Annotated in this window: 16 protein-coding genes and 1 pseudogene; 4 read left to right on the forward strand and 13 right to left on the reverse strand. The window is 73.0% G+C overall.

The annotated features are described in order from the left end of the window. Positions 1–307 precede the first annotated feature (307 nt). From E1265_RS15850 to E1265_RS40320, 9 genes are all read right to left on the reverse strand, one after another. Positions 308–610, reverse strand: coding sequence for a LapA family protein (locus tag E1265_RS15850; protein WP_132930951.1), 303 nt, complete (start codon positions 608–610; stop codon positions 308–310). 70 nt (positions 611–680) lie between these two features. Further along, positions 681–2,135, reverse strand: a complete 1,455-nt coding sequence (locus tag E1265_RS15855; RefSeq protein WP_132930952.1) for a glycoside hydrolase family 16 protein — start codon at positions 2,133–2,135, stop codon at positions 681–683. Positions 2,136–2,317: 182 nt separating this feature from the next. Next, a complete protein-coding gene (locus tag E1265_RS15860; protein ID WP_132930953.1) occupies positions 2,318–2,734 on the reverse strand; it encodes a CBS domain-containing protein in 417 nt (138 codons plus the stop codon). Between the two features lie 111 nt (positions 2,735–2,845). Next, complete coding sequence (locus tag E1265_RS15865) at positions 2,846–4,855, reverse strand: prolyl oligopeptidase family serine peptidase (RefSeq protein ID WP_132930954.1); 2,010 nt, start codon at positions 4,853–4,855, stop codon at positions 2,846–2,848. Positions 4,856–4,875: 20 nt separating this feature from the next. After that, on the reverse strand, positions 4,876–6,264 hold the full coding sequence (locus E1265_RS15870) for a M20/M25/M40 family metallo-hydrolase (protein ID WP_132930955.1): 1,389 nt from the start codon (positions 6,262–6,264) through the stop codon (positions 4,876–4,878). Beyond that, positions 6,257–7,093 (reverse strand): M55 family metallopeptidase, encoded by an 837-nt coding sequence (locus E1265_RS15875; protein WP_132930956.1) that lies wholly within the window; start codon positions 7,091–7,093, stop codon positions 6,257–6,259. The genes E1265_RS15870 and E1265_RS15875 overlap by 8 nt, the downstream gene beginning before the upstream one ends. An 11-nt stretch (positions 7,094–7,104) precedes the next feature. Beyond that, positions 7,105–7,794 (reverse strand): class I SAM-dependent methyltransferase, encoded by a 690-nt coding sequence (locus tag E1265_RS15880; protein ID WP_243740826.1) that lies wholly within the window; start codon positions 7,792–7,794, stop codon positions 7,105–7,107. A gap of 549 nt (positions 7,795–8,343) precedes the next feature. After that, the gene (locus E1265_RS15890; protein ID WP_207931088.1) at positions 8,344–8,724 is read right to left on the reverse strand and encodes a tetratricopeptide repeat protein; all 381 of its coding nucleotides are present in this window, start codon (positions 8,722–8,724) and stop codon (positions 8,344–8,346) included. A gap of 473 nt (positions 8,725–9,197) precedes the next feature. Beyond that, positions 9,198–11,708, reverse strand: a complete 2,511-nt coding sequence (locus tag E1265_RS40320) for a SpoIIE family protein phosphatase (RefSeq protein ID WP_132930960.1) — start codon at positions 11,706–11,708, stop codon at positions 9,198–9,200. Between the two features lie 245 nt (positions 11,709–11,953). Here E1265_RS40320 and E1265_RS15900 point away from each other — a divergent pair. Beyond that, a pseudogene (locus E1265_RS15900) lies at positions 11,954–12,779 on the forward strand (alpha/beta hydrolase); the annotation flags it as partial. A 68-nt stretch (positions 12,780–12,847) separates the two neighbouring features. Here E1265_RS15900 and E1265_RS15905 read toward each other — a convergent pair. Together E1265_RS15905 and E1265_RS15910 are read right to left on the reverse strand one after the other, a co-directional pair. After that, positions 12,848–13,819: a DMT family transporter gene (locus E1265_RS15905; RefSeq protein ID WP_132930961.1), complete on the reverse strand. Its 972-nt coding sequence runs from the start codon at positions 13,817–13,819 to the stop codon at positions 12,848–12,850. A 15-nt stretch (positions 13,820–13,834) separates the two neighbouring features. Further along, complete coding sequence (locus E1265_RS15910) at positions 13,835–15,445, reverse strand: cobalamin-dependent protein (protein ID WP_132930962.1); 1,611 nt, start codon at positions 15,443–15,445, stop codon at positions 13,835–13,837. Positions 15,446–15,660: 215 nt separating this feature from the next. Here E1265_RS15910 and E1265_RS15915 point away from each other — a divergent pair, with 215 nt between their 5' ends. Together E1265_RS15915 and E1265_RS15920 are read left to right on the forward strand one after the other, a co-directional pair. Then, positions 15,661–16,719 carry an aldo/keto reductase gene (locus tag E1265_RS15915; RefSeq protein WP_132930963.1) on the forward strand — a complete coding sequence of 353 codons (1,059 nt, stop codon included), beginning with the start codon at positions 15,661–15,663 and terminating at the stop codon, positions 16,717–16,719. Between the two features lie 9 nt (positions 16,720–16,728). Next, positions 16,729–17,676 (forward strand): DJ-1/PfpI family protein, encoded by a 948-nt coding sequence (locus E1265_RS15920; protein WP_132930964.1) that lies wholly within the window; start codon positions 16,729–16,731, stop codon positions 17,674–17,676. A gap of 18 nt (positions 17,677–17,694) precedes the next feature. Here the strand turns inward: E1265_RS15920 and E1265_RS15925 are convergent, their stop codons facing one another. Further along, positions 17,695–19,176, reverse strand: coding sequence for a carboxylesterase family protein (locus E1265_RS15925; RefSeq protein WP_132930965.1), 1,482 nt, complete (start codon positions 19,174–19,176; stop codon positions 17,695–17,697). 162 nt (positions 19,177–19,338) lie between these two features. Between E1265_RS15925 and gap the strand changes: the two genes are divergently transcribed. Continuing rightward, positions 19,339–20,337, forward strand: a complete 999-nt coding sequence (gene gap / locus E1265_RS15930; RefSeq protein ID WP_132930966.1) for a type I glyceraldehyde-3-phosphate dehydrogenase — start codon at positions 19,339–19,341, stop codon at positions 20,335–20,337. Positions 20,338–20,400: 63 nt separating this feature from the next. On the opposite strand, the gene E1265_RS15935 is transcribed toward gap, so the two are convergent. Then, positions 20,401–21,155: calcium-binding protein (locus E1265_RS15935; RefSeq protein ID WP_132930967.1), on the reverse strand; the 755-nt coding region annotated here is incomplete at its 5' end.

The raw sequence follows: 21,155 nt of genomic DNA on the forward strand, positions 1-21,155 counted from the left end.
CCCGACGCCCGATCCACGCCCGTTCCCACCCTCACCGGGCCCGACCACACCACCAGACCCGCCGGCCGCAGGCCCACCGCGGCGAAGCCGCGGAAACGGGCGGGTGAGTGGGGAAGAACAGGTGCGAAGCGCCGGGCACCGCCCCGCCCGCAGGGCGCCGGCCCGAACCACGGGCGGACCGGGAAACCCCCGCGCGCAGCGCCGGGCGGCACGCCGGCCGCAGGCCCGCACCATGGGTGGGCGGGAGAAAACCACGGCCCCCCGGACCACACTGGGCCGTTCGGGTGAAGGGGGCGAGGACGCGCGGCTATCGCCGGGGGCGCCGCACGCTGCGGTGGTGGCTCCAGAACATGCCGGCGAGCATACCGAGGAAGGCGGTGCCCAGCAGCACCATCCACAACGGCATCCGCAGCTCGGGGATCAGCAGGTGGACCTTGGTGCTCCTGGTGTTCTGGAAGATGAAGACCAGGACCAGGACGCTGATCAGCGCGGCGATGACCCGGCCGGTGTTCCAGAAGCCCGGCCTGGTCTCGGTCTGGCTGACCGAGACGCGGGTGGGGCCGCCCGCCGGGGGCTCGTGCGGCTCTTCGTTGCTCGTGTCGGGACTCATGGTTCCAGGATGCGAGCGGACCGTGGATCTCGCCCGTCGGCCCGCTCGCCCCCGTCCCGGGTCGGGGAGGTCAGCGGATGGGGATGGTGACCGTCGACTGGTTGCCGGTGCCGAGGGTGCTCGGGCCGTTGCCGATGGCGTTCCACACCTCGACCCTGACCCGGCCGTTCGTCATGTCGCCGTGGCTGCCGGTGGCGGAGGCCAGTCCCTGGGTCTGGGTGTAGTGCTCGTAGCCGGGCACGGGGTCCGTGGCGAAGTAGCGGTAGGTCTCGACACGGTCCCAGCCGCCGTCGCCCGTTCGGTCGTAGGAGATCCGCACCTGCTGCCCGTTGGCGACGGTGGTGCCCGCGTCGACGAACAGGTCGAAGGCCGTGGCGCCACCGGTGTAGGCGCCGGTGACGCCGCCGGCGGTGAACGTGCGCGGCTGGTAGGGGGTGCCGTCGTGGTTGACGCCGCCGGCGGAGACCAGCGTGGCGGTGGCCGCCGAGCCGGCCGCCGCGCCGAGGGTGCCGTCGCCCCGCAGGTTGAGCGTGCCGCCTCCGGTGGGCGGCGGGGTGGTGCCGCCGCCCCTGGTCCAGACGGCGACGTAGTCGACGAGCATCGAGCGGCCCGGCACCGTGGCGGCCACGGGGGTGGCGTGGCCCGCGACGCCGTCGGGGAAGGCACCGCCCATGGCGACGTTCAGCAGGATGAAGTAACCGGCGTGGCTGGTCATGTTGGACCAGGTGGTGGCGTCGAGCTGGGCCTGGCTGACGGAGTGGTAGAGCTGGTCGTCGACGTACCAGCGCAGCTCGTTGGGGGTGACGCTCCGGTCCCACTCGAAGCGGTAGGTGTGGAACGCGGACTGGCAGCTGGCGCCGGGGCAGGCCCGGCTGCCGCCGAGGCCGTTGTTCTCGTTGCACGGGCCGCCGGGCGCGGTGCCGCAGTGCAGCACGCCCCAGACGTTGTTGAGCCCGTTGACGTTCTCCATGACGTCGAACTCACCGATGCCGGGCCAGTTCCAGTAGTTGCCCCGGTAGGGCGAGCCGAGGGCCCAGAACGCCGGCCAGTAGCCGAGGGCGGCCTCGCCGGTGACGTTGGGCATCTGGATGCGGCCCTCGATGCGGAGGGTGCCGCCGGCCGGCGCGGTGAAGTCGGCCCGCCGGGTTTCGACGCGGGCGGAGGTCCAGTTGCCGGCGCCGTCGCGCAGCGGCGTGATGCGGAGGTTGCCGTTGCCGTCGTGGCTGACGTTGTCCGGCGACGAGGTGTAGTTCTGGATCTCGCCGGTGCCCCAGTTGGCGGGGCCGCCGGGGTAGGAGTGGCCGGTGTCGATCTGCCAGTTGGCGCTGGAGGGCAGCGTGCCGGCGGCGCCCGTGAAGTCGTCGCTCCAGGCGAGCGTCCAGCCTGGCAGGGACGGCACGGCGCCGCGCGCCGGCGTGGCGGCCGTGACCGAGGCGAGCAGCCCCGCGATCAGCAGCAGACAGACGCCGGCTAACCGGGTCGCGGGCAGCGCGGTCACGCGCGCGGGGGAATGGATCGAGCTCATGCGAGCGCCTTCCGGTGGGGGGTGACGGACGACTGAGAGCGCTCTCAGAAATTCTTCTGGCCCCCTTATAAGCCCCACCAACTCGCCCGTCAACGCCCCAGGACCGCGGACCCGCCGTCACGACTCGCGTCCGGCGGCGGGGCCGCGCCCCGCCGCCGGACCGCCAGGACCGCCCGCGCGTGTCAGGCGTAGACGCGCTCGACGAACTGGGCCAGTTGGTCGTCCGACAGGGCCTTGGCCAGGTCGGTCTCGCTGATCATGCCGACGAACCGCTTGCCCTCGTCGATCACGGGCAGCCGGCGTATCTGGTGGCTCTCCATCTCCTGGAGGATCTCGTCGACGTTCGCGTCGATGCTCACCCAACGCGGCGTGCCCTCGCACAGCTCGCCCGCCGTGACCTGGGCGGGATCGTGGCCCGCGGCGAGGCACTTCACGACGATGTCGCGGTCCGTGATGATGCCGGTCATCCGCTCGTTCTCATCGCTCACGGGCAGGGCGCCCACGTCGAACTGGCGCATGAGCTGCGCCGCCCGGTCCAGGGTCTCGGTTGCGGGGATCCAGTGAGCCCCGGGGCTCATGATGTCGGCGGCCGTGGTCATGGCATCCCTCCTTGTTCGGATGCTTCCTTCTGTCATGTCGGATTGCTCCGCTTTCCATCCTCCCCGCTCCCCCGGCCGCCCGCCATTCGGGAGCGGCGGGGTGCCCGCCGGTCAGCCGCGCAGGTCGAGCGGCGGCACCCGGGCCGCGCCCTCGCCCAGGCCGAAGGCCAGCGCGTAGAGCGCGAGCTCCGCCTCCAGCGCCCGGCGGATGGTGTCGGCGCGCCGGAAGCCGTGTCCCTCGCCGGGGAAGGCCAGGTAGGCGTGCGGCACCCCGCGCCCGGCCACCGCGGCCAGCAGCCGCTCGGCCTGCACCGGCGGGCAGATCACGTCGTCGAGTCCTTGGAGCAGCAGGAACGGCACGCGCAGCCGGTCGGCGAGGTTGACCGGGGAACGGTCCCGGTAGCGCTCGGGCACCTTGTCCAGCGGGCCGACCAGCGACTCCAGGTAGTGCGACTCGAAGTCGTGGGTCTCGTCCACCGCCCAGCCGGTCAGGTCGAGGATGGGATAGCTGATGGTGCCGCAGGCGAACCGCCCCTCGGCGGCCGGCGAGACCAGCGCGGCGGCGGCCGTCCAGCCACCGGCGCTGCCGCCCCTGATGGCGAGCCGCGCCGGGTCGGCGGTGCCCTCATCGGCGAGCGCGGTGGCCACCGCCGCGCAGTCTTCGACGTCCACCACGCCCCAGCGCTCGCGCAGCCGGTCGCGGTAGGCGCGGCCGTAGCCGGTCGAGCCGCCGTAGTTGACCTCGGCGACGCCGATGCCGCGCGAGGTGAAGTAGGAGATCTCCAGGTCGAGCACCAGCGGGGCGCGGGAGGTCGGCCCGCCGTGCGCCCAGACCACGTAGGGCGGGCGCTCGCCCGCCGGCCCCGTCACCTCCGGGTGGTGCGGCGGGTAGATCTGGGCGTGGATCTCCCGCCCCTCAGGGCCGCTGATCACGCGGGCGCGCGGCGTCGGGTGGTACGCGGGGTCGACGACATCGTGGTGTTCCTCGGCGACCACCCGGCTGTGCCCGCTCGCCGTGTCGAGGCAGACGATCTCGTGGTGCCGGTGCGGGCCGGCGGCGATGCCGGCGACCCGGCTGCCGCGCACCGCGAGCGCCGGCGACCACTCGGTCCAGGGCCCGGTCGCGTCGGCAAGGTCGCCGGTGGCCGGGTCGAGGATGCCGAGCCGCGCCGCGCCCCGGCCGTGCACCACGGCGACCGTGCCGTTGTCGAGCGGCGCGAACCAGCGGTGCCCCAGCTTCCACAGCGCGTCGCCGAACTCCTCCTCGCGCGGGCACAGGTTGACGGCGTGCCCGGTGTCGGGGTCGACACGGTGCACGTTCCACCAGCCGGAGCGGTCGGTGACGGCCAGCAGGCCGCCGTCCGGGGCCCAGTCAGCCTGCGCGACGGACTCGTCCACGCCGCCGGCGACGGTGCGGGCGCCGGTCAGCACCCCGTCGGCGCCGATTTCGGCGATCACCAGCTCGGTGCCGTCCCACGGCATGCGCGGGTGGTCCCAGGCCAGCCAGACGGCGCGGCGGCCGTCCGGCGAGGGGCGAGGTCCGGTGACGAAGCGGTGTGCCTGGGCGGTGAGCTCGCGCACCGCCGAGCGGTCCTCGGCGGCCGAGCCGTCGAGCGGCACCGCGACCGGGACCCGCCGCACGTCCCCCGGCGCCTCGCCGGTGAACTCCTCGAGCACGCACCACACCTCGTCGCCGTGGAGCACCGGGTCGGCCCACCGCAGGCCGCCGCCGACTGGCGAGACGGGCGTGAGCGGGCGGGGCTCGGGACCGCCGGGCGCGTCGGGCTCGACGGCGTAAAGCCGCTGGTCGGCGAAGTGGGTGAAGACGATCAGCGGGCCGCCTGCGGGCCTCGGCGTCCCGGCCCAGGGGACGCCGCCGTACTCGATCACCCGGTTGCGCACGTTCCACGGCGGCGGCAGCACGCTCACGGCGTCCGCTGCGTCGGGCGTGAGGCGCAGCAGCGCACGCCGCCCGCCCTCCTCAGGCCGCGGCGCGGTCCACCACAGTTCCTCGCCCACGGCACCCAGGTACTCGGGCTTGCCGTCGTGCGCCGCGACGAGGGCGGCGTCGATCGGCGAGGGCCAGCCGCCGTACGGTGCCGGTCGTGGTGTCTTGCCCATGCGGCCTCCTCGGGTGCGGGTCAGAGCGCCAGCAGCGCGCGGTCGAGCACGCGGATCCCGAAGCGCAGCGCGGAGACGGGCACGCGCTCGTCAACGCCGTGGAACATCGCCTGGTAGTCGAAGCCTTCGGGCAGCCGCAGCGGCATGAATCCGTAGGCGGTGATGCCGAGCCGGGAGAACTGCTTGGCGTCGGTGCCACCGGTCATGCAGTAGGGGACAACGTGCGCGCCGGCGTCGAAGTGCCGCAGCGCGTCGCGCAGCACGCCGAAGGTGGGCGCGTCGACCGGCGCCTGGAGGGGGATCTCGTGGTGCACGTACTCCCAGTCGACGTCAGGTCCCGTGAGCCGGTCGAGGGTGGTGGTGAACTCCTCGTCGCCGCCGGGCAGCACCCGCCCGTCGACGTGCGCCGTGGCGCTGCCCGGGATCACGTTCACCTTGTAACCGGCGTCCATCATGGTGGGGTTGGCGCTGTTGCGGACGGTGCCCGCGACCAGGCCGGCGGCCGGGCCGAGGCGGTGGAACAGCTCCTCGACGCGCCTGGCCAGTTCCTCGGGGTCTGTGGCGTCGAGCTCGGGCGCCGGCAGCTCGTAGACGGCGGCGAGCTCGGTGAGCGCGGCCCGCACGGTGGCGCTGAGGCGGACCGGCCAGACGTGCTCGCCGATCCGGGTGACGGCGGCCGAGAGCCGGGTGACGGCGTTCTCCTGGTTGATCTTGGAGCCGTGGCCGGCCCGGCCCCTGGCGGTGAGGGCCAGCCAGGAGGTGCCGCGCTCGCCGGCGCCCACCGGGTAGATCCGCCGGCCGTCGCCCGGATGGAAGGTGTAGGCGCCGGACTCGCCGATGGCCTCGGTGCAGCCCTCGAACAGTTCGGGCCGGTGCCGAACCAGGTAGCCGGCGCCGAACTCGGCACTGTCCTCCTCGTCGGCCGTGAACGCCAGCACGACGTCGCGCCGGGGGCGCACGCCGGCGCGCGCCCAGGCCCGCACCACGGTGAGGACCATGGCGTCGGAGCCCTTCATGTCCACGGCGCCGCGCCCCCAGACGACGTCGTCGACGACCTCGCCGGCGAACGGGGGCACGCTCCACTCGGTCGCGTCGGCCGGCACCACGTCCAGGTGACCGTGGACCAGCAGCGCCTCGGCGCCCGGATCCGTGCCCGGCACACGCGCCACCACGTTGGTGCGGCCCGCGGCCTTCTCCACGATGACGGGCTCGATGCCCACCTCGGCCAGCGCCGCCGCGACGTACTCGGCGGCCGGCCGCTCGACGCCGTCGCCCCCGCCCCGGTTGGTGGTGTCGTGCCGGATGAGGTCGGCGGTGAAGCGCACCACCTCGTCCTCGGCACGCTCGTCGATGTGACGCGCGTCGATCCGGGTGCCGGTCATGCCGGCGGACGCGATCCGGTCAGCCATACCATTCCTCCACGGCGGCGGACACCACGGTGGTGACGGCCTTGAAACAGCGGATTCCCTCGTACATGGTGTGCGCGGTGAACGCCACGCGGCGCGGCCCGATCTGCTCGACCCCGGGCACCAGGGTGGCGGCGCCCGCCAGGTGTTCGGCGTCGAACCCCACCTCGATCACCCGCTCCCGCCCCACGGCCGGCGGGTGCCGCACGGCGAGGCCCACCGCTTTGGCGGCGGCGGCGCGGATGTCGGCCGCCGTGCGGGTGGGCGTGCGGCAGACCGCCGCGTACCGCGAGACGTAGTCCTTGACGGCGACGGTCCGCGCGTCGGGCGCGTAGCCGCCGGCGTCGGCGCAGGCCCGGTCGTCGCCGGTGACCAGGACGACGGGCGTGCCGTACTCGGCGACCACCAGGGAGTTGAGCAGGCCCTCGCTGGCGCGGACGCCGTCGACGAAGACGCCGGTGATCGAGTTGCCGAGGTAGGTGTGGGCCAGCACGCCCTCGTCTCCGGCGCCCGTGTGGTAGCCGACGAAGGCGATGCCGTCGATGTCACCGTGCTGGACGCCCTCCACCATGCTGAGCGCCTTGTGCCGGCCGGTGAGGAGCTGGGCCCGGTCGTCGAGCCGCTCGAGCAGCAGGTTGCGCATCGTCATGTGCGCCTCGTTGACCAGCACCTCGTCGGCGCCGCCGTCGAAGAAGCCGGCGATCGCCGCGTTCACGTCGGAGGTGAACATCGGCCGGCAGCGCTCCCACTCCGGCGTGCCAGGCAGGCAGTCCGCCGGCCAGGTGACGCCGGTGGCGCCCTCCATGTCGGCCGAGACGAGGATCTTCGTCATGCCGCGTCACGTTACCCGGTGTGGCCGACGACCAACCAGTTCGACGGCAGCTCGACACGCGCGCCCTCCGGGTCGCGCACCGTGGTGGCCAGCGGCGCCCGTCCTTCGGCCAGCACGGTAAGACCCCGCTCGACGAACAGCGCGGGCACGGCCTCGTCGGGCATCTCCATGGGCGAGATCCCGTGCGCGAACACGGCGGCCAGCGAGGGCGGCGGCCCGCCGGGCCGCCGCATCAGCCCCATCAGCGTCTCCTTGGCGGCCGCCGCCGGCTCGACGACGAACCCGCGCCCCGCGCCGCCGAGCAGCGCGACGACGCCATCGGCCATCCGCGCCCGCTCCTCGGGCGCGGCCTGGTGCAGCACGCCGCGCAGGTAGACGTGGCAGTCCCCGCGACGCCGCTCCCGGCACGCGGCGACGGCGTGGCGGTCCGCGAGGTCAAGCACCTCGAACTCCGCATTCCGGGACTGCCTCCTGGCCAACTCCACGGCGGCCGGCGACAGATCGACGCCGACCACTCCGTTCGGGCGTCGGTCCGCGAGGTGGCGCGTCTGCGTGCCGTTGCCACAGCCGGCGTCGACCAGCGGCAGGCCGCCGGTCAGATACGGCTCGAACAGCGGCAGGTGCCGCCCGGCGACGACGTCGGGCGGTGCGTCCCAGAAGACCGTGGGTGGAGCGTCCGTCCAGAAGCCGTCCCAACTCACGCCGACCACTCCCCTCCACCGCCGGTCCCGCCCTGACGTCTCCCCCACGCGCCGTGCCCCTAATCGGCCACGGGGGTTCCGCGCGGGAGCGGGTGGCCGCACGCCGTTCGGCTCGGGGTAGCAGGTCGAGCCGAACATCGTGGGCTCCAGCACATCGAGATCCACGTGCACGTACTCGGGACCGCGAGAACCTTCGAGCGCCGCTTCCAGGTTCTCGACGCCCTGCCTGCGCAGTCCCGTCTTCGCGAGGTACTCGTGCTCGGACGCGTCACCCGCCCGCTCCCGGCGGTGATAGCTGCTCGGGGCGTGAGCCCGGCCGGCCCATCACCCAGCAGCGCGCGGACCACCATGCCGTGACAGGCACCCGACGGCAGAGTCCGCGGGCTGTACACGTCCGGATGCGCGTCGCTCCACAGCACCGTCAACTGGTCACCGTAGCGGGCGTGAGCCGCGGCGCCTTGCTCGACGCCGCGCCTTGCCATTGAGGCACGCGGAGCACAGTCATCGTTCAGCGCCCCTGCGAGACGCTCACCTGATCCTGTTCCGCTCTCATTGGACAGTGTGACTGTGCGGACCAGGCTGCTCTCGCCAGTGGGCCAGGGCGCGCGCGCTCTTGACCGTGTCGGGGTGTTCTGGCCCCAGCACTCGGCGCCGGTCGACTACCAGTTCGGCGAACGCGGCGGCGGCGCCCGGGGCGTCCCCGGCCTCGCCCGTCCACAGCGCCAGGTTGTGCCGCGACAGGAGGGTATGAGGGTGGTCGGGTCCCTGGACGCGGATGCGATCCAGGACTAGTTCGGCGAACGCGGCGGCGGCGCCTGCGGCGTCCCCCGCTCTCCCTCGCCATCGGGCCAGCTCATGACGGACGTCGAGGGTGTCGGGATTGTCGGGACCCAGTACCCGCACGGCGTCGCCGAGAAGTTCGGTGAACACGTCGACAGCGCGCGGGGGATCCCCCGCCTCGCCCAGGCAGAATCCGAGGATGTGCCGGTAGAGAATGGTGTCCCGGTGATCCGGTCCCACCGTCCGGCGCAGGTCGGCGACGATATCGGCGGCGACCGTGGCGGCGGCCGCGGTGCACGCGCACCACGAGTCGCTTGAGTACGGCCGGCTGGCCTCCCGTGTTGCGTACCTTCACGTCGAGCACGGGAGACATGTCTCGGGGACCCGAGGCCGAACGCGACGGCGGCGCGATGGTCACGTCGACGAGTTCGACCTGCGACTTCGGCGGGCGCCGAGCGCGAAGCGCCGCCCACGCACCGATGACTGCGGCCGCTATGCCGCCGATCAGCCCGAGAACCGTAGCCAGCACGAGTTCGACGCTACCGTCTGATCGTTCAACTCGCTCCTCTTCAGGGCAGATCGCGCATCCGAGACCGAAACGACATCGGCCACGGCGCCGGGAGTCAGCGGTAGCGGGGGCGGCGGGCGGCGGTGCGGAGGTCGAGTTCGAACCAGACCGTCTTGCCGCGCACCGTCCGCGTCGTGCCCCAGGCCCGCGCCAGCCGGCTGACGACGTTCAGCCCGCGCCCGGCGTCGTCCAGCGGGTCGCAGTCCAGCAGCACCGGCAGTTCGTGGCCCTCGTCCGAGACCTCGCACAGCAGCGCGTCCGCCCGGACCAGGCGGAGCTCGACGGGGCCGCTCTCGCCGTGCCGGACCGCGTTGGTGACCAGCTCGCTGACGAGCAGCTCCGCCGTGGCCCGCACCGGCTCCGGCAGGCGCCAGGCCGCCATCCGCTCCTGGACCGCGGCCCTGGCCCGTGGCACCTCGGCGCGGTTGAGGCCGAGCCGCCAGGTCGCGACGTCGTCCTCCGCGATGCCGTTGAGCCGGGCCATCAGCAGCGCCACGTCGTCCTTGCGGTCGTCGGGTGCCGTGGCGGCGGCCAGCGCGCGGATGATGGTGTCGCAGGCGGCGTCCATGGAGGCGGCCGGGTGCGCCGCCGACTCGCAGAGCGCCGCGAGGCCGGCGCCGATGTCCTGGCCGCGCACCTCGACGAGGCCGTCGGTGCACATGACGAGCCGGTCGCCGGGGCCGACCGACACCGTGACCGTCGTGAACGCGATCTGTCCGACGCCGATGGGCGCGCCGGTCGGCAGGTCGAGCAGCTCGCTCGATCCGTCGGCGGCGCGCACCAACACGGGTGGGATGTGGCCGGCGTTGGCGATGCGCAGCTCGGAGCGGACCGGGTCGTAGACGGCGTAGAGGCAGGTGGCCAGGTAGTGGTCGCCGAGCCGCTGCGCCAGGTCGTCGAGGCTGCGCAGCAGTTGCGCGGGGTCGGTGTCGAGCGCCGCCATGGTCTGCACGGCGGTGCGCAGCTGGCCCATCATGGCGGCCGAGTTGAGGCCGTGGCCCATGACGTCGCCGACGACGAGCGCGGTGCGGCAGCCGGGCAGTCTGATGGTGTCGAACCAGTCGCCGCCGACGCGGCCGAGCCGGGTGCCCGGGAGGTAGCGGGTGGCGGTGTCGCAGCCGGCCATCCGGGGTTCGATGCGCGGCAGCATGCTGTCCTGGAGGGTGTCGGCGACGTTCTCCTGGTACGTGTACATGCGCGCGTTGTCGAGGACGAGGCCGGCGCGGGCGGCGAGTTCGGCGCCGGTCACCCGGTCCATGTCGTTGAACTCGGCCCGCTCGCGGTGCCGCAGCAGGATCAGGAAGCCGAGCACGACCTGCCGGGCCTTCAGCGGGACCACCAGCATGGAGCGGTGGTTGATGAGCGGCCTGATGTCCCGCTTCTCGAACTGGGAGGCGATCATGTCGCCCATCTGCTCGGTGATGCGCGGCACCAGCACCGGCTCGCCGGTGATCATGCACTGGAAGAACGGGGTGTTGGCGGGGAACGGCATGGACTCGCCGACCGGCACCACGTCGTCCCAGCGGCCGGGCTCGTCGTTGTGCTCCACGGCCACCCGGTGCCACATCGTGCTGGTGTCGGGCGGTCCTTCGGGGAAGCCCTCGCCGGCGACGACCTGTTCGCGCAGGTAGGTGCCGGCGACGTCGGTGAAGCGGGGCACGACGGCCTGGCTGACCTCCTGGATGGTGCGGGCCAGGTCAAGGGAGGAGCCGATGCGGCCGCTCACCTCGTTGAGGAACTCGAGCCGCTCGCGCACGGCCGCGTACTCGAGGTCGGAGGCCAGCTCGGCCTCCGCCGCGGCGGCCCGCCGCTCGTCGTGCGCGGCCCTGGCCTCGCGGACCGCGCGCTCCAGGCCCTCGCGCCGCACCACCCGCCGCGGCACCCCCCAGTCGGCGGTGACCGGCACCCGCGCGTGGCGGCTGAACTCCAGCACCGGATAGCCCTGTTCGAGGACCTGGTGGGCGATGTGTCCGGCCTCCTGGGGGCTCATGCTCGGCATGATCTCCGGCAGCCGCCCGGCCAGCTCGTCGGCCTCCTCGAGCCTGCCGTGCGGGGCGAAGTCCGGCGAGACGCGGTCCTCGGCGGTCGGCTCACCGGGCTGGGCCGTCGCGCCGTCGGCGGCGAGCACCAAAACCCGGGCTGCGCCTGGACCGTTGAGCGGGTAGGCCCACCACAGCACGTCGCGGGTCTCGGCGAAGACGGGGTCCTGGGTCCAGAAGCGGCCGGCCAGCGGCTGGGAGAACTCGACGGTGTCGGTGCCGAAGATGAACTCGACGTGCTCCTCGGGGTCCAACGGGCCCGTGTCGTTCGCCCCCTGCCCCGCCTCACCCTCCGGGTCGCCGTCGACGGACATGACGGCCGATATCGGCATGACCTCCGCGGCCCGCCGGCCGACGGCCTCGTCCCGCTCGATGCCGAAGAGGCGCCGCGCCCCGGCGCTCCAGTGCGAGATCTCCCCGGCGCCGTCCACGACGACCACCGCCAGCGGGATCCGACCGGTCACGGCGGCGGTGGTCCTTGGCTCTTCGTGCTGTGGGTGGTGGTGTTCCGGATCGGGGGCCACCATCTCTCCTTCCCGGAGGGAGCGTTCACCACGGTACGCCCCGCCGAGGCTCCGGCGGGAGTCAATGGCCAAGGCGGTGGTGCGCCCGCGCACGCTCACACCCGCGCGACCGGGAGTACGCCCCCTCGACGATCGCCTCGACCGCCCAGGCGCGGCGGGCGAAACCGCGATCTTCACTCGAACGGGTGAGGCCGGCTCGTCGGGCGGTCCGCCCGAACGGCCCACGGCTGAGCGCCGGGCCGACCCCGCCGACCGTCGACGGGGCGTGGGTGACGGTGCCCGGCGGCCCGACCGGTCAGGTGCGGGCCCGGATCGTGCGGCCGCGCGGCGCGACCGGCCCGCTGCCCGTGATGCTCTGCCTCCACGGCGGCGGCTGGGTGCTCGGCGACGAGAAGACCCACGACCGGCTGGTGCGCGAACTGGCCGTGGGCGCCGGCTGCGCCGCCGTCTTCCCCGTCTACGACCGCTCGCCCGAGGCGCGTTACCCCGCCGCCATCGAGCAGAACCACGCGGTCGGCGAGTGGATCGTGGCCGAGGGTGCCAAGCACGGCCTCGACGCGTCCCGGATCGCGGTGTGCGGCGACTCGGTCGGCGGCAACATGTCGGCGGTCCTCGCGCTGATGGCCAAGGACCGGGGCACGTCCCGCTGCGCGCCATGGTGCTGCTCTATCCCGTCACCGACGCGGACTTCGAGACCGGCTTCTACCGCGAGTTCGCCGACGGCTTCTACCTGGCCCGGGACGGCATGCGGTGGTTCTGGGACCAGTACCTGCCAGAACCCGACAGACGGGCCGAGCCCTACGCGGCCTCGCTGCGGGCCTCGGTCGAGTGGCTGAGCGGCCTGCCGAGGACGCTGGTGATCACGGACGAGGCCGACGTGCTGCGCGACGAGGGCGAGGCGTTCGCCGCCAAGCTCCGGGAGGCCGGCGTCGATGTGACCGCCGTCCGCGTCGAGGGGATGGTGCACGACTTCCTGATGCTGGACAGCCTGCGCGACTGCAACGCGACGTCCGCCGACCGCCGCCCGCCGCCTGGCGCCTGGCGATCGACGCGCTGCGCACCGCCCTGCACGACTGCTCGGCGTCCCCTGGGACCGACCGTGGCCGGCGTCCCCCCGCGGGCGGTGGGTCCCTCGGTCGCGATCACGTACCACTGTCCGCGGTAGGCGCGGGCCGTGCCGCGCGTCGATCGGGCTCGGCGCGGCTGACCTCGGCCCGCGCCGGGCCCGACCGGGCCCGGCGCTGCGAGAGGTAGACGCCCAGCATCACGATGGCCGCGCCGAGGATCTGGATGGGCCGGGGCCGCTCGCCCAGCAGGGCCAGGGAGAGCACGATGGTGATGACGGGCACCAGGTTGATGAAGCCGGACGCCTTCGCCGCGCCGAGCAGGTGTACGCCCTGGTTGAAGAAGAGGTAGGCCAGGACGGATGAGCCGATCGCCATGAAGGCCATGCAGCCGATCAGGTCCCACTCGAGTTCCGGGAAGCGCCGCAGGTCGGCGATCCCGTCCGGGTCGAGCACCAGCCAGGGCACGAGGCCGAGGGCGCCGTAGCAGAAGATCAGGCAGGTCTGGACGGTGGCGTCGACTCGCGGCGCGAAGAGCTTGAGCAGGAAGTTGTAGAGACCGAAGCAGACCGTGCTCAGGAGCAGCAGGATGTCGCCCCAGTTGTACTCCGCCTCCAGGATCGCGTCGGGCGACAGCCGGGTGATGATGACGACCACCCCGAGGTAGGAGACGAAGAAGCCGACGGTCTCCAGGCGGCTGGCCCGCTCCCGGCCGGCGGCCACCCCGAGCGCGAGCGTCACCAGCGGGATGGTGGCCTCGAGCAGCGCCGCGTTGAACGCCGAACTGGCCTGGAGGCCACGGAAGTAGAAGTAGTAGCAGAGGGTGACGCCGATCAGGCCGAGGGTGGCGTACTGGAGGTGCTCGCGTAAGCCGACCCGGAGCGAGAGCCGCGCCAGCGGGACGATCGCGAGCAGCAGCACGGCCGCGCCGCCGAACCGCAGGAAGGTCGTCGACGCGGGGCCGAGCTCGTCCATGACGAGTTTCCCGGCGATCGCGGAGCCCCCCCAGAAGAAGGCGGACGCGCCGAGCTTGAGATAGGTGAGTCGCATCGCGTGGTCTCGCCCTCAGGCCGCGGCCGCGTACCAGTCGGTGGGCCCCGCCCCCAGCAACGGTCGGTAGTCCGTGGCGAGTTGACGGAGCCGGAACAGCATGTCGTCGGTGTACCTGACGATCCGGCTCCGGTCGGGACATCGTCTGCCGTCGGAGGCGATCAGTCCGTCGATCGCCTCGGCGGCGAAGGCGCTGGTCAGCCGCTGGATGTCCCGAATGTCCCGGTCGAGCCGACGGGTGATCTCGGAGGCGACCGGCTCGCCGGCACGGAAGTCCCGCACCCGGGCCACGTCGCGCAGCCGGCGGGACAGGAAGTCCTCGAGGCGCCCCACGTACGAGGTCTCGGAGGTCGCGGTCAGCAACTCGTACAGGCTCCTGGCGCCTCGGTCGAGGATGGCGTAGTTGAGCACGTCCCAGACGGCGCGCCGGGGCCGCGTGATCATCTCGTCACCCAGGCGGATCCCGGGCAGGGTCTCGACGCGGGAGCACAGGTTCCACAGCGTGCACAGGCCAAGGCGCTCGAGGAAGGTCACGGTGTTGGCGATCTGCGGCAGCGCGACCGACTGGTGGAAGGTGATCACGCCGTTGGTCGAGCCCGAGACGCCGGCCCGCCGGAACTCCTCGAACGCCCGGATGGAGGCGTTGGCGTGCACCTTCTTGTTGTAGACGTCGAGCACCTCGTCGTCGCCGGCCTCGAGACCGAGGTAGGTGCTGACCATGCCGGCCCTGCGCAGTCGCCGAATCAGCCGCAGGTCGTCCTGGTTGGTGAAGTCGAAGCTGTCGGATCGGACGAAGACGTCGAACGGCACTCGTAACCCACGCCGTTCGAGCTCGTCGCAGAGACCGACGGCCCAGGCGCGGCTGGCCTGCGAGCGAGTGATCCAGGTGGCGTCGTAGAACCGCAGCAGCAGGTCGTGTTCGGCGAGGCGAGGCCCCAACTCCTCGATCTCGTCGGCGATGTTCGCCGCGCTGCGGTAGCGCATGCCCCGGGTCTCGTTGCCGAGGAACCGGTTGGCGTTGCAGAAGGAGCAGGGGAAGGGACAGCCGCGCTGCCCCAGGATCCCGATCTCGATCGGGATGCCGTGCGCCAGGGCCTGGTCCGCGACGTCCCGGCTGGCGAACGGCTGGTCGTCCAGGTTCGCCGCCGGCGACCGGGTGGGGGTGCGCACGCAGGTGTCCGCCTCCCGGTCCCAGTACGAGATGCCCCGCACACCCCGGACGTCGTCGCCCGCCCGAAGGGCGTCGGCCACCGCGAGGAATCCCTCCTCGCCCTCGCCACGCACCACGAGGTCGACACAGGCGTAGGCCCCCAGCACGCCGTCGTCCAGGTAGGTGACGTGCTCGCCGCCGAACACCACGGTCGGCGCCCCCGTCATCTTGAGCAGCTGCGCAACCTTCAGGGCCGGCTTCAACGTCGCGTAGTTCACGCTGAACCCCACGAGCTCCGCGCCCTCGCGAGCGATGTGGCGCGCCACCTCACGGTCGGTCAACCGGCGAACCCGCTGATCGACCAGGACGACGTGGTGCCCGTGCTTCCTCAGGGTGGCGGCGATCAGAGCGAGCGCGAGGTTCTCGTGGTACCCGTAGATCTCCCGCATGTCGTCGTTCTCGGTTTGCGGATTCACCAACGCTATTCTCACATCTGCCCCTTTTTCCCGGATGGTCAGTCCACTGAGGGTCGATCGCCACAGCGCGTTCGGGTGATCAAGCCACAGCAAGCCCGCACGGTCAAGCGTTCGAACAACATGCGTTTGCTCCACCAACCGGGCGTGCCGCGCTTGCCCTGGAGTCCGCTCCAGCTCGTAGCGTCGGAGCCGCACGTCACACTGATGGGAGCACCGTGCGATACACACTCTTCGGCAGGACCGGGCTGCGGGTCAGCGAACTGAGCCTCGGCGCCATGACGTTCGGCGAGGACCTGGGCTGGGGCGCCGACCTGGAGACCAGTCGGCGGATGCTCGACGCCTACGCGGACGCCGGCGGCAACTTCGTCGACACCGCCAACATCTACACGGCCGGCAGCTCGGAGCGGATCCTGGGTGAGCTGCTCGCGGGCCGCCGCGAGCGGTTCGTGCTGGCCAGCAAGTACACCTGCCCGACCGTGGACGGCGACCCCAACTCGGGCGGCAACCACCGCAAGAGCCTGGTCCGCTCCCTGGAGGACAGCCTGCGGCGGCTGGGCACGGACCACGTGGACATCCTGTGGGTGCACGCGCGGGACAACTTCACCCCGGTCGACGAGGTGATGCGGTCCCTGGACGACGTGGTGCGCGCCGGCAAGGCGCTCTACGTCGGCGTGTCCGACTGGCCGGCCTGGGAGATCGCCCAGGCCAACACCCTGGCGGAGCTGCGCGGTTGGACGGCCTTCGCCGGTTCACAGCTGCGCTACAACCTGCTTGAGCGCACCCCGGAGCGCGAACTGCTGCCGCAGGCCCGGGCCTTCGACCTGGCGGTGCTGGCCTGGAGCCCGCTGGAGGGCGGCAAGCTCACCGGCAAGTACCGGGCCGGCGGCACCGGGCGGCTGTCAGGTGAGGGTTGGGACAGCGCCGAGAACGAGCGCGAGGCCGCGATCATCACGGCCGTGCTGGAGATCGCCGAGCAGGGCGGCTGGAGCCCCGCCCAGGTGGCGCTCGCCTGGCTGCGCGCCCAACCGGGCAACGTGATCCCGCTCGTCTCTGCCACCCGGGAGAGCCAGCTCGCGGACAACCTCGCCTGCCTGGACGTCGAGCTCGACACGGACGCGCTGGAGCGTCTCGACCGGGTGAGCGCGGTGCCGCTCGGCTTCCCGCACGACTTCCTGCGGGAGCCGGGCATCGTCCGCAACGTCTACGGCGACCGCGCCGCCGACATCGTCGACCGCCGCTCCACCTACCGCCGCACCATCACCGAGGTGCGGTAGGAAGGTCAGGTGAGTCGGATCAACCACCGGGTGGCCGTGCTGGTGCTCGACGGCGCGAAACCGCTGGACGTCGGCATCCCCGCGCAGGTGTTCTCCAACCGGCCGAGCATGCCCTACGAGGTGCGGGTCTGCGGCGCCGCGCCGGGCCCGGTGACCGGCGGCGACGGCCTCTCGTACCACGTGGCCGAGGGGCTCGGGGCCCTCGAGCGGGCCGACACCGTCTTCGTCCCCGGCTACCGGGAGCCGGCGACCACCGAGCCGCCGGCGGCGGTCGTCGACGCGCTGCGCGCCGCCCACGAGCGCGGCACCCGGCTCGCGGCCATCTCGACGGGTGCGTTCGCGCTGGCGGCGACCGGCCTGCTCGACGGTCGGCGGGCGACGACCCACTGGCACTACACGAGGGCACTCGCCGAGCGGCATCCGCGGGTACGGGTGGACGAGAACGTGCTGTTCGTCGACGAGGGCGAGGTGCTCACGTCCGCGGGCGCCGCCTCCGGCATCGACCTGTGCCTGCACCTGGTGCGGCGCGACCACGGCGTCGGGCTCTCCAACCACGTGGCACGGCGTCTCGTGGCGGCGCCCTACCGCAGCGGTGGCCAGGCCCAGTACGTGCCGAGGAGCGTGCCAGAGCCGCTTGGCGACCTGTTCGCCGGCACCCGCGAGTGGGCCCTGGCGCACCTGGCCGAGCCGCTGAGCCTGGAGACGCTGGCCCGCCACGCGCGCGTGTCGGCGCGCACCTTCTCGCGGCGGTTCGTCCAGGACACCGGCTACACGCCGATGCAGTGGGTGCTGCGGGCCCGGGTGGACCTGGCGCGCGAGCTGCTGGAGCGCACCGACCTGGGCGTCGAGCAGATCGCCACCCGGGTCGGCCTCGGCACCGGCGCCAACCTGCGGCTGCACTTCCAGCGCATCCTCGGCACCTCACCCACCGAGTACCGCAACACCTTCTCGGCCTGACCCCCACTCACCTGGCCCTCACGCGGCGCGCAGGAGGCCGAAGGTGACGTCGCGCCACAGGGCGCGGAGCGCGGAGGTGTCGTCGGCGGCCAGGTGGTCGCCGGGGGTGGCCCAGTACCTGACCGGCGTGGTGCCGGCGGTGACCGCCGGCCAGCCGGGGTCGCCGGTGGCCGCGAAGTCGGCCCAGGAGCGGAGCATGCGGCGGGACAGGGCGCGGTCGTCCTCGTCGGGGGCACCGCCGATGAGGAAGTCGGCGCCGACGGCGTCCAGGTTGCCGAAGGCGAAGGGGACGTCCGCGGTGTGCCAGGGTCTGGCCTCGCCGCGACCGCGGGCGAAGCGGGCCAGGTACGCCCGGCCGCCGGCCCTCGCGTGCTGCTCGGCGAGGCGGGTGGTGTACTCGCCGAAGACCGCGTCCCCCAGGACCGCGAGGTAGCGGTCGAGTACCGGGGCGTCCGGCAGCAGGGCGCGGTAGCCCTCGACCAGGTGGACCGGGAGCCGCAGGGCCGCGACGAACTCCGCGAACTCCACCTCGGTGGTGACCTCCCGTACGGCCCCCACCGTGTGGAGGAACCGGTATTCCTCCAGGGCGTGGCACACCAACAGGTCCACCTCACGCGCCGCGCCGGAGGCGAGCGCGTCGAGCGGGTCGGCGGGCAGCACCTCGCCGTCGACGACGGGTTGAAAGATCACCGGGTCGAAGGCGTGGATCGCCGTCACGGCGTCGGCCCCGCAGTTCGCGGCGGCCTTGTCGGCGGCCGCCACCAGCGCCTCGGGCGGCAGGGACCGCAGCCCCTCCGCCGTCGGGAGGACCCCCGCCTCCGCCGCGATCCGCTCGGTGACCGCCCCGGCGAGCCCGACGGTGAAGAAGCCGCTCGGCACGCTGTGGGCGACGGCCCGCCGAAAGAGCCCCCGGGCCCGCTCCCCCGCCATCAGACAGGCCACCGAGCCCCCTCCGGCGGAGTGCCCGGCGACCGCGACGTTCCCCGGGTCGCCGCCGAAGGCCGCGATGTTCTCCCGGACCCAGCGCAGCGCGGCGGCCTGGTCGAGCAGCCCGCGGTTGTCGGGGTACCCGGGCACGTGGCCGAATCCCTCGAAGCCCACCCGGTAGTTGCAGCTGACCACGACCAGCCCGGCACGGGCCAGGGCCGCCCCGTCGAAGTCGGGCTGGGCCGAGGAGCCGAAGGTGTAGGCGCCACCGTGGATCCAGAAGAACACCGGCAGCGCGCCGCCGTCAGCTCGCTCGGGCACCCACACGTTGACGGTGAGGACGTCCTCGTCGCCGGGCCGCCACACCGGCGCTCCCGGCAGCTGGGCCGACTGCGGGGCGACGGGCCCGAAGGCCGTGCAGTCCCGCACCCCGCCCCAGGCCGGGGCCGGCCGAGGCTCCCGGAACCGGCGGGCGCCGAACGGCGGGGCCGCGTACGGGACACCGAGCACGGCGGTGACGCCGTCGACGGCGCGGCGGCCCCGCACCCGCCCGCCGGTCGTCCGAAAGTCCACCCCGTCACCGCCTGGTCGCTCGCTCCTCGCGCCTCAGTCTCACCCATCGAAGGCCGTCGGCGCGACGTCGGGTGGCGAGATACTTGTGCACGCCGTCGTTCGAGCCACTGTCGGCGTGGCGTCCCGGTGCCGAGCATGGACGGTGAGACGAAAGGAACCGTGATGACCCGCATCGCCGTCAACGGCTTCGGCCGCATCGGCCGCAGCACCTTCCGCGCCCTGCTCGCCCGGGACAGCGAGCTCGAGGTGGTCGCCGTCAACGACCTCACCGCCCCGGAGACCCTGGCGCACCTGCTCGCCTACGACAGCTCGCTCGGCCAGCTCGACCGCTCCGTCACGGTCGACGGCACCGACCTGGTGGTCGACGGCCGCCGCGTCCGGGTGCTCGCCGAGCGCGAGCCCGCGAAGCTGCCGTGGGCGGAGCTCGGCGTCGACATCGCGCTGGAGTCCACCGGCCGCTTCACCGCGGCGGACGCCGCCCGGGCCCACGTCGACGCCGGCGCCAGGCGGGTGCTGGTCAGCGCGCCCTCCTCAGGCGCCGACGTCACCCTCGCGTACGGCGTGAACACCGACGCGTACGACCCGGCCCGGCACGTGGTCGTCTCGAACGCCTCCTGCACCACGAACGCGCTCGCCCCGCTGGCCTCCGTGCTGGACGACCTGGCCGGCATCGAGCACGGCTTCATGACCACGGTGCACGCCTACACCCAGGAGCAGAACCTCCAGGACGGCCCGCACCGGGACCTGCGCCGGGCCCGCGCCGCCGGCGTGAACATCGTGCCCACCACCACCGGCGCGGCCAAGGCCATCGGCCTGGTGCTGCCCAACCTCGACGGCAAGCTGTCCGGCGACTCGATCCGCGTGCCGGTGCCGGTGGGCTCGATCGTGGAGCTGAACACCACGGTCGCCCGCGAGGTCACCAGGGACGAGGTGCTCGCGGCCTACCATGCCGCCGCCGAGGGCCGGCTCAGGGGCGTCCTCGAGTACTCGGAGGCGCCGCTGGTCTCCAGCGACATCACCGGGAACCCGGCGTCCTCGATCTTCGACTCCGCCCTCACCCGCGTCGAAGGACGCCACGTCAAGGTGGTGGCCTGGTACGACAACGAGTGGGGCTTCTCCAACCGGGTGGTCGACACGCTGGAGCTCCTGGCCCGCGACTGACGCGGCCACCACCACCGCGCCGCGCGGGCCGGCCCCCCGACCGGCCCGTGCGGCGCGCCCGGGTCAGTCCTGGCGGATCAGGTTGGTCCCGGCACCGCCGGAGATCTCGTCCACGCCCGCGTTGCCGTAGAGCCGGTCGTCGCCGCTGTTGCCGAAGATGAGGTCGTCGCCGTCGCCCCCGAGGATCTCGTCGTTCCCGGTGCCGCCGTGGATCTCGTCCTCGCCGTCCTCCCCGGAGGCCAGGTCGTCGCCGTCCTGCCCGTACATCACGTCGTTCCCGGCGCCGGCGTACAGCTTCTCGTCCCCGCCGTGCCCGATGAGCGTGTCGTGCCCCTCGCCGCCGAAGACCCAGCCGCCCGGGCTCGCGAGGATCGTGTCGTTCCCCGGGCCGCCCTGCTGGTCGTAGGCACCGCTGAGCGAGTCGTCCCCGCCCTCGCCGTAGACCGCGTGGCCCGTGGTGTTGCCGTGCACGGTGTCGTCCCCTTCGCCGCCGTACACCACGGCGATGTCGGTGGTGCGGACCACGGCGTCGTCGTCCCCGTCGCCGAGCCCGAGGGTCACGTGCGGGATGTCGCCCACGTCGTCGATGTGGCAGGCGACCACGGTGGGGTCGGTCTCGTCCGGCCGGTGGCAGTTCTGTCCCGCCGTGATCGGCACCACGTCGTTGAAGACGTAGAGCTTCTCGTAGCCGTTGCCGGTGACGACCTCCGTGACGACCAGGTCGTTGGCCTGACCGTCGCCCGCCGTGAAGTGGGCCGAGTTCCCCACTCCGAAGACGGTGGCCGTGGTGGCCGCCGACGCCGGGCCCGCCCCGAGTC

The sequence above is a fragment of the Streptomyces sp. 8K308 genome (genome assembly GCF_004348315.1).
Lineage (GTDB): Bacteria > Actinomycetota > Actinomycetes > Streptomycetales > Streptomycetaceae > Streptomyces.

Bases quoted from the DNA above. Each gene is read 5' to 3' on its own strand.
- E1265_RS15850 (WP_132930951.1), bottom strand. From the start codon at position 610: ATGAGTCCCGACACGAGCAACGAAGAGCCGCACGAGCCCCCGGCGGGC.
- E1265_RS15855 (WP_132930952.1), bottom strand. From the start codon at position 2,135: ATGAGCTCGATCCATTCCCCCGCGCGCGTGACCGCGCTGCCCGCGACC.
- E1265_RS15860 (WP_132930953.1), bottom strand. From the start codon at position 2,734: ATGACCACGGCCGCCGACATCATGAGCCCCGGGGCTCACTGGATCCCC.
- E1265_RS15865 (WP_132930954.1), bottom strand. From the start codon at position 4,855: ATGGGCAAGACACCACGACCGGCACCGTACGGCGGCTGGCCCTCGCCG.
- E1265_RS15870 (WP_132930955.1), bottom strand. From the start codon at position 6,264: ATGGCTGACCGGATCGCGTCCGCCGGCATGACCGGCACCCGGATCGAC.
- E1265_RS15875 (WP_132930956.1), bottom strand. From the start codon at position 7,093: ATGACGAAGATCCTCGTCTCGGCCGACATGGAGGGCGCCACCGGCGTC.
- E1265_RS40320 (WP_132930960.1), bottom strand. From the start codon at position 11,708: ATGGTGGCCCCCGATCCGGAACACCACCACCCACAGCACGAAGAGCCA.
- E1265_RS15905 (WP_132930961.1), bottom strand. From the start codon at position 13,819: ATGCGACTCACCTATCTCAAGCTCGGCGCGTCCGCCTTCTTCTGGGGG.
- gap (WP_132930966.1), top strand. From the start codon at position 19,339: ATGACCCGCATCGCCGTCAACGGCTTCGGCCGCATCGGCCGCAGCACC.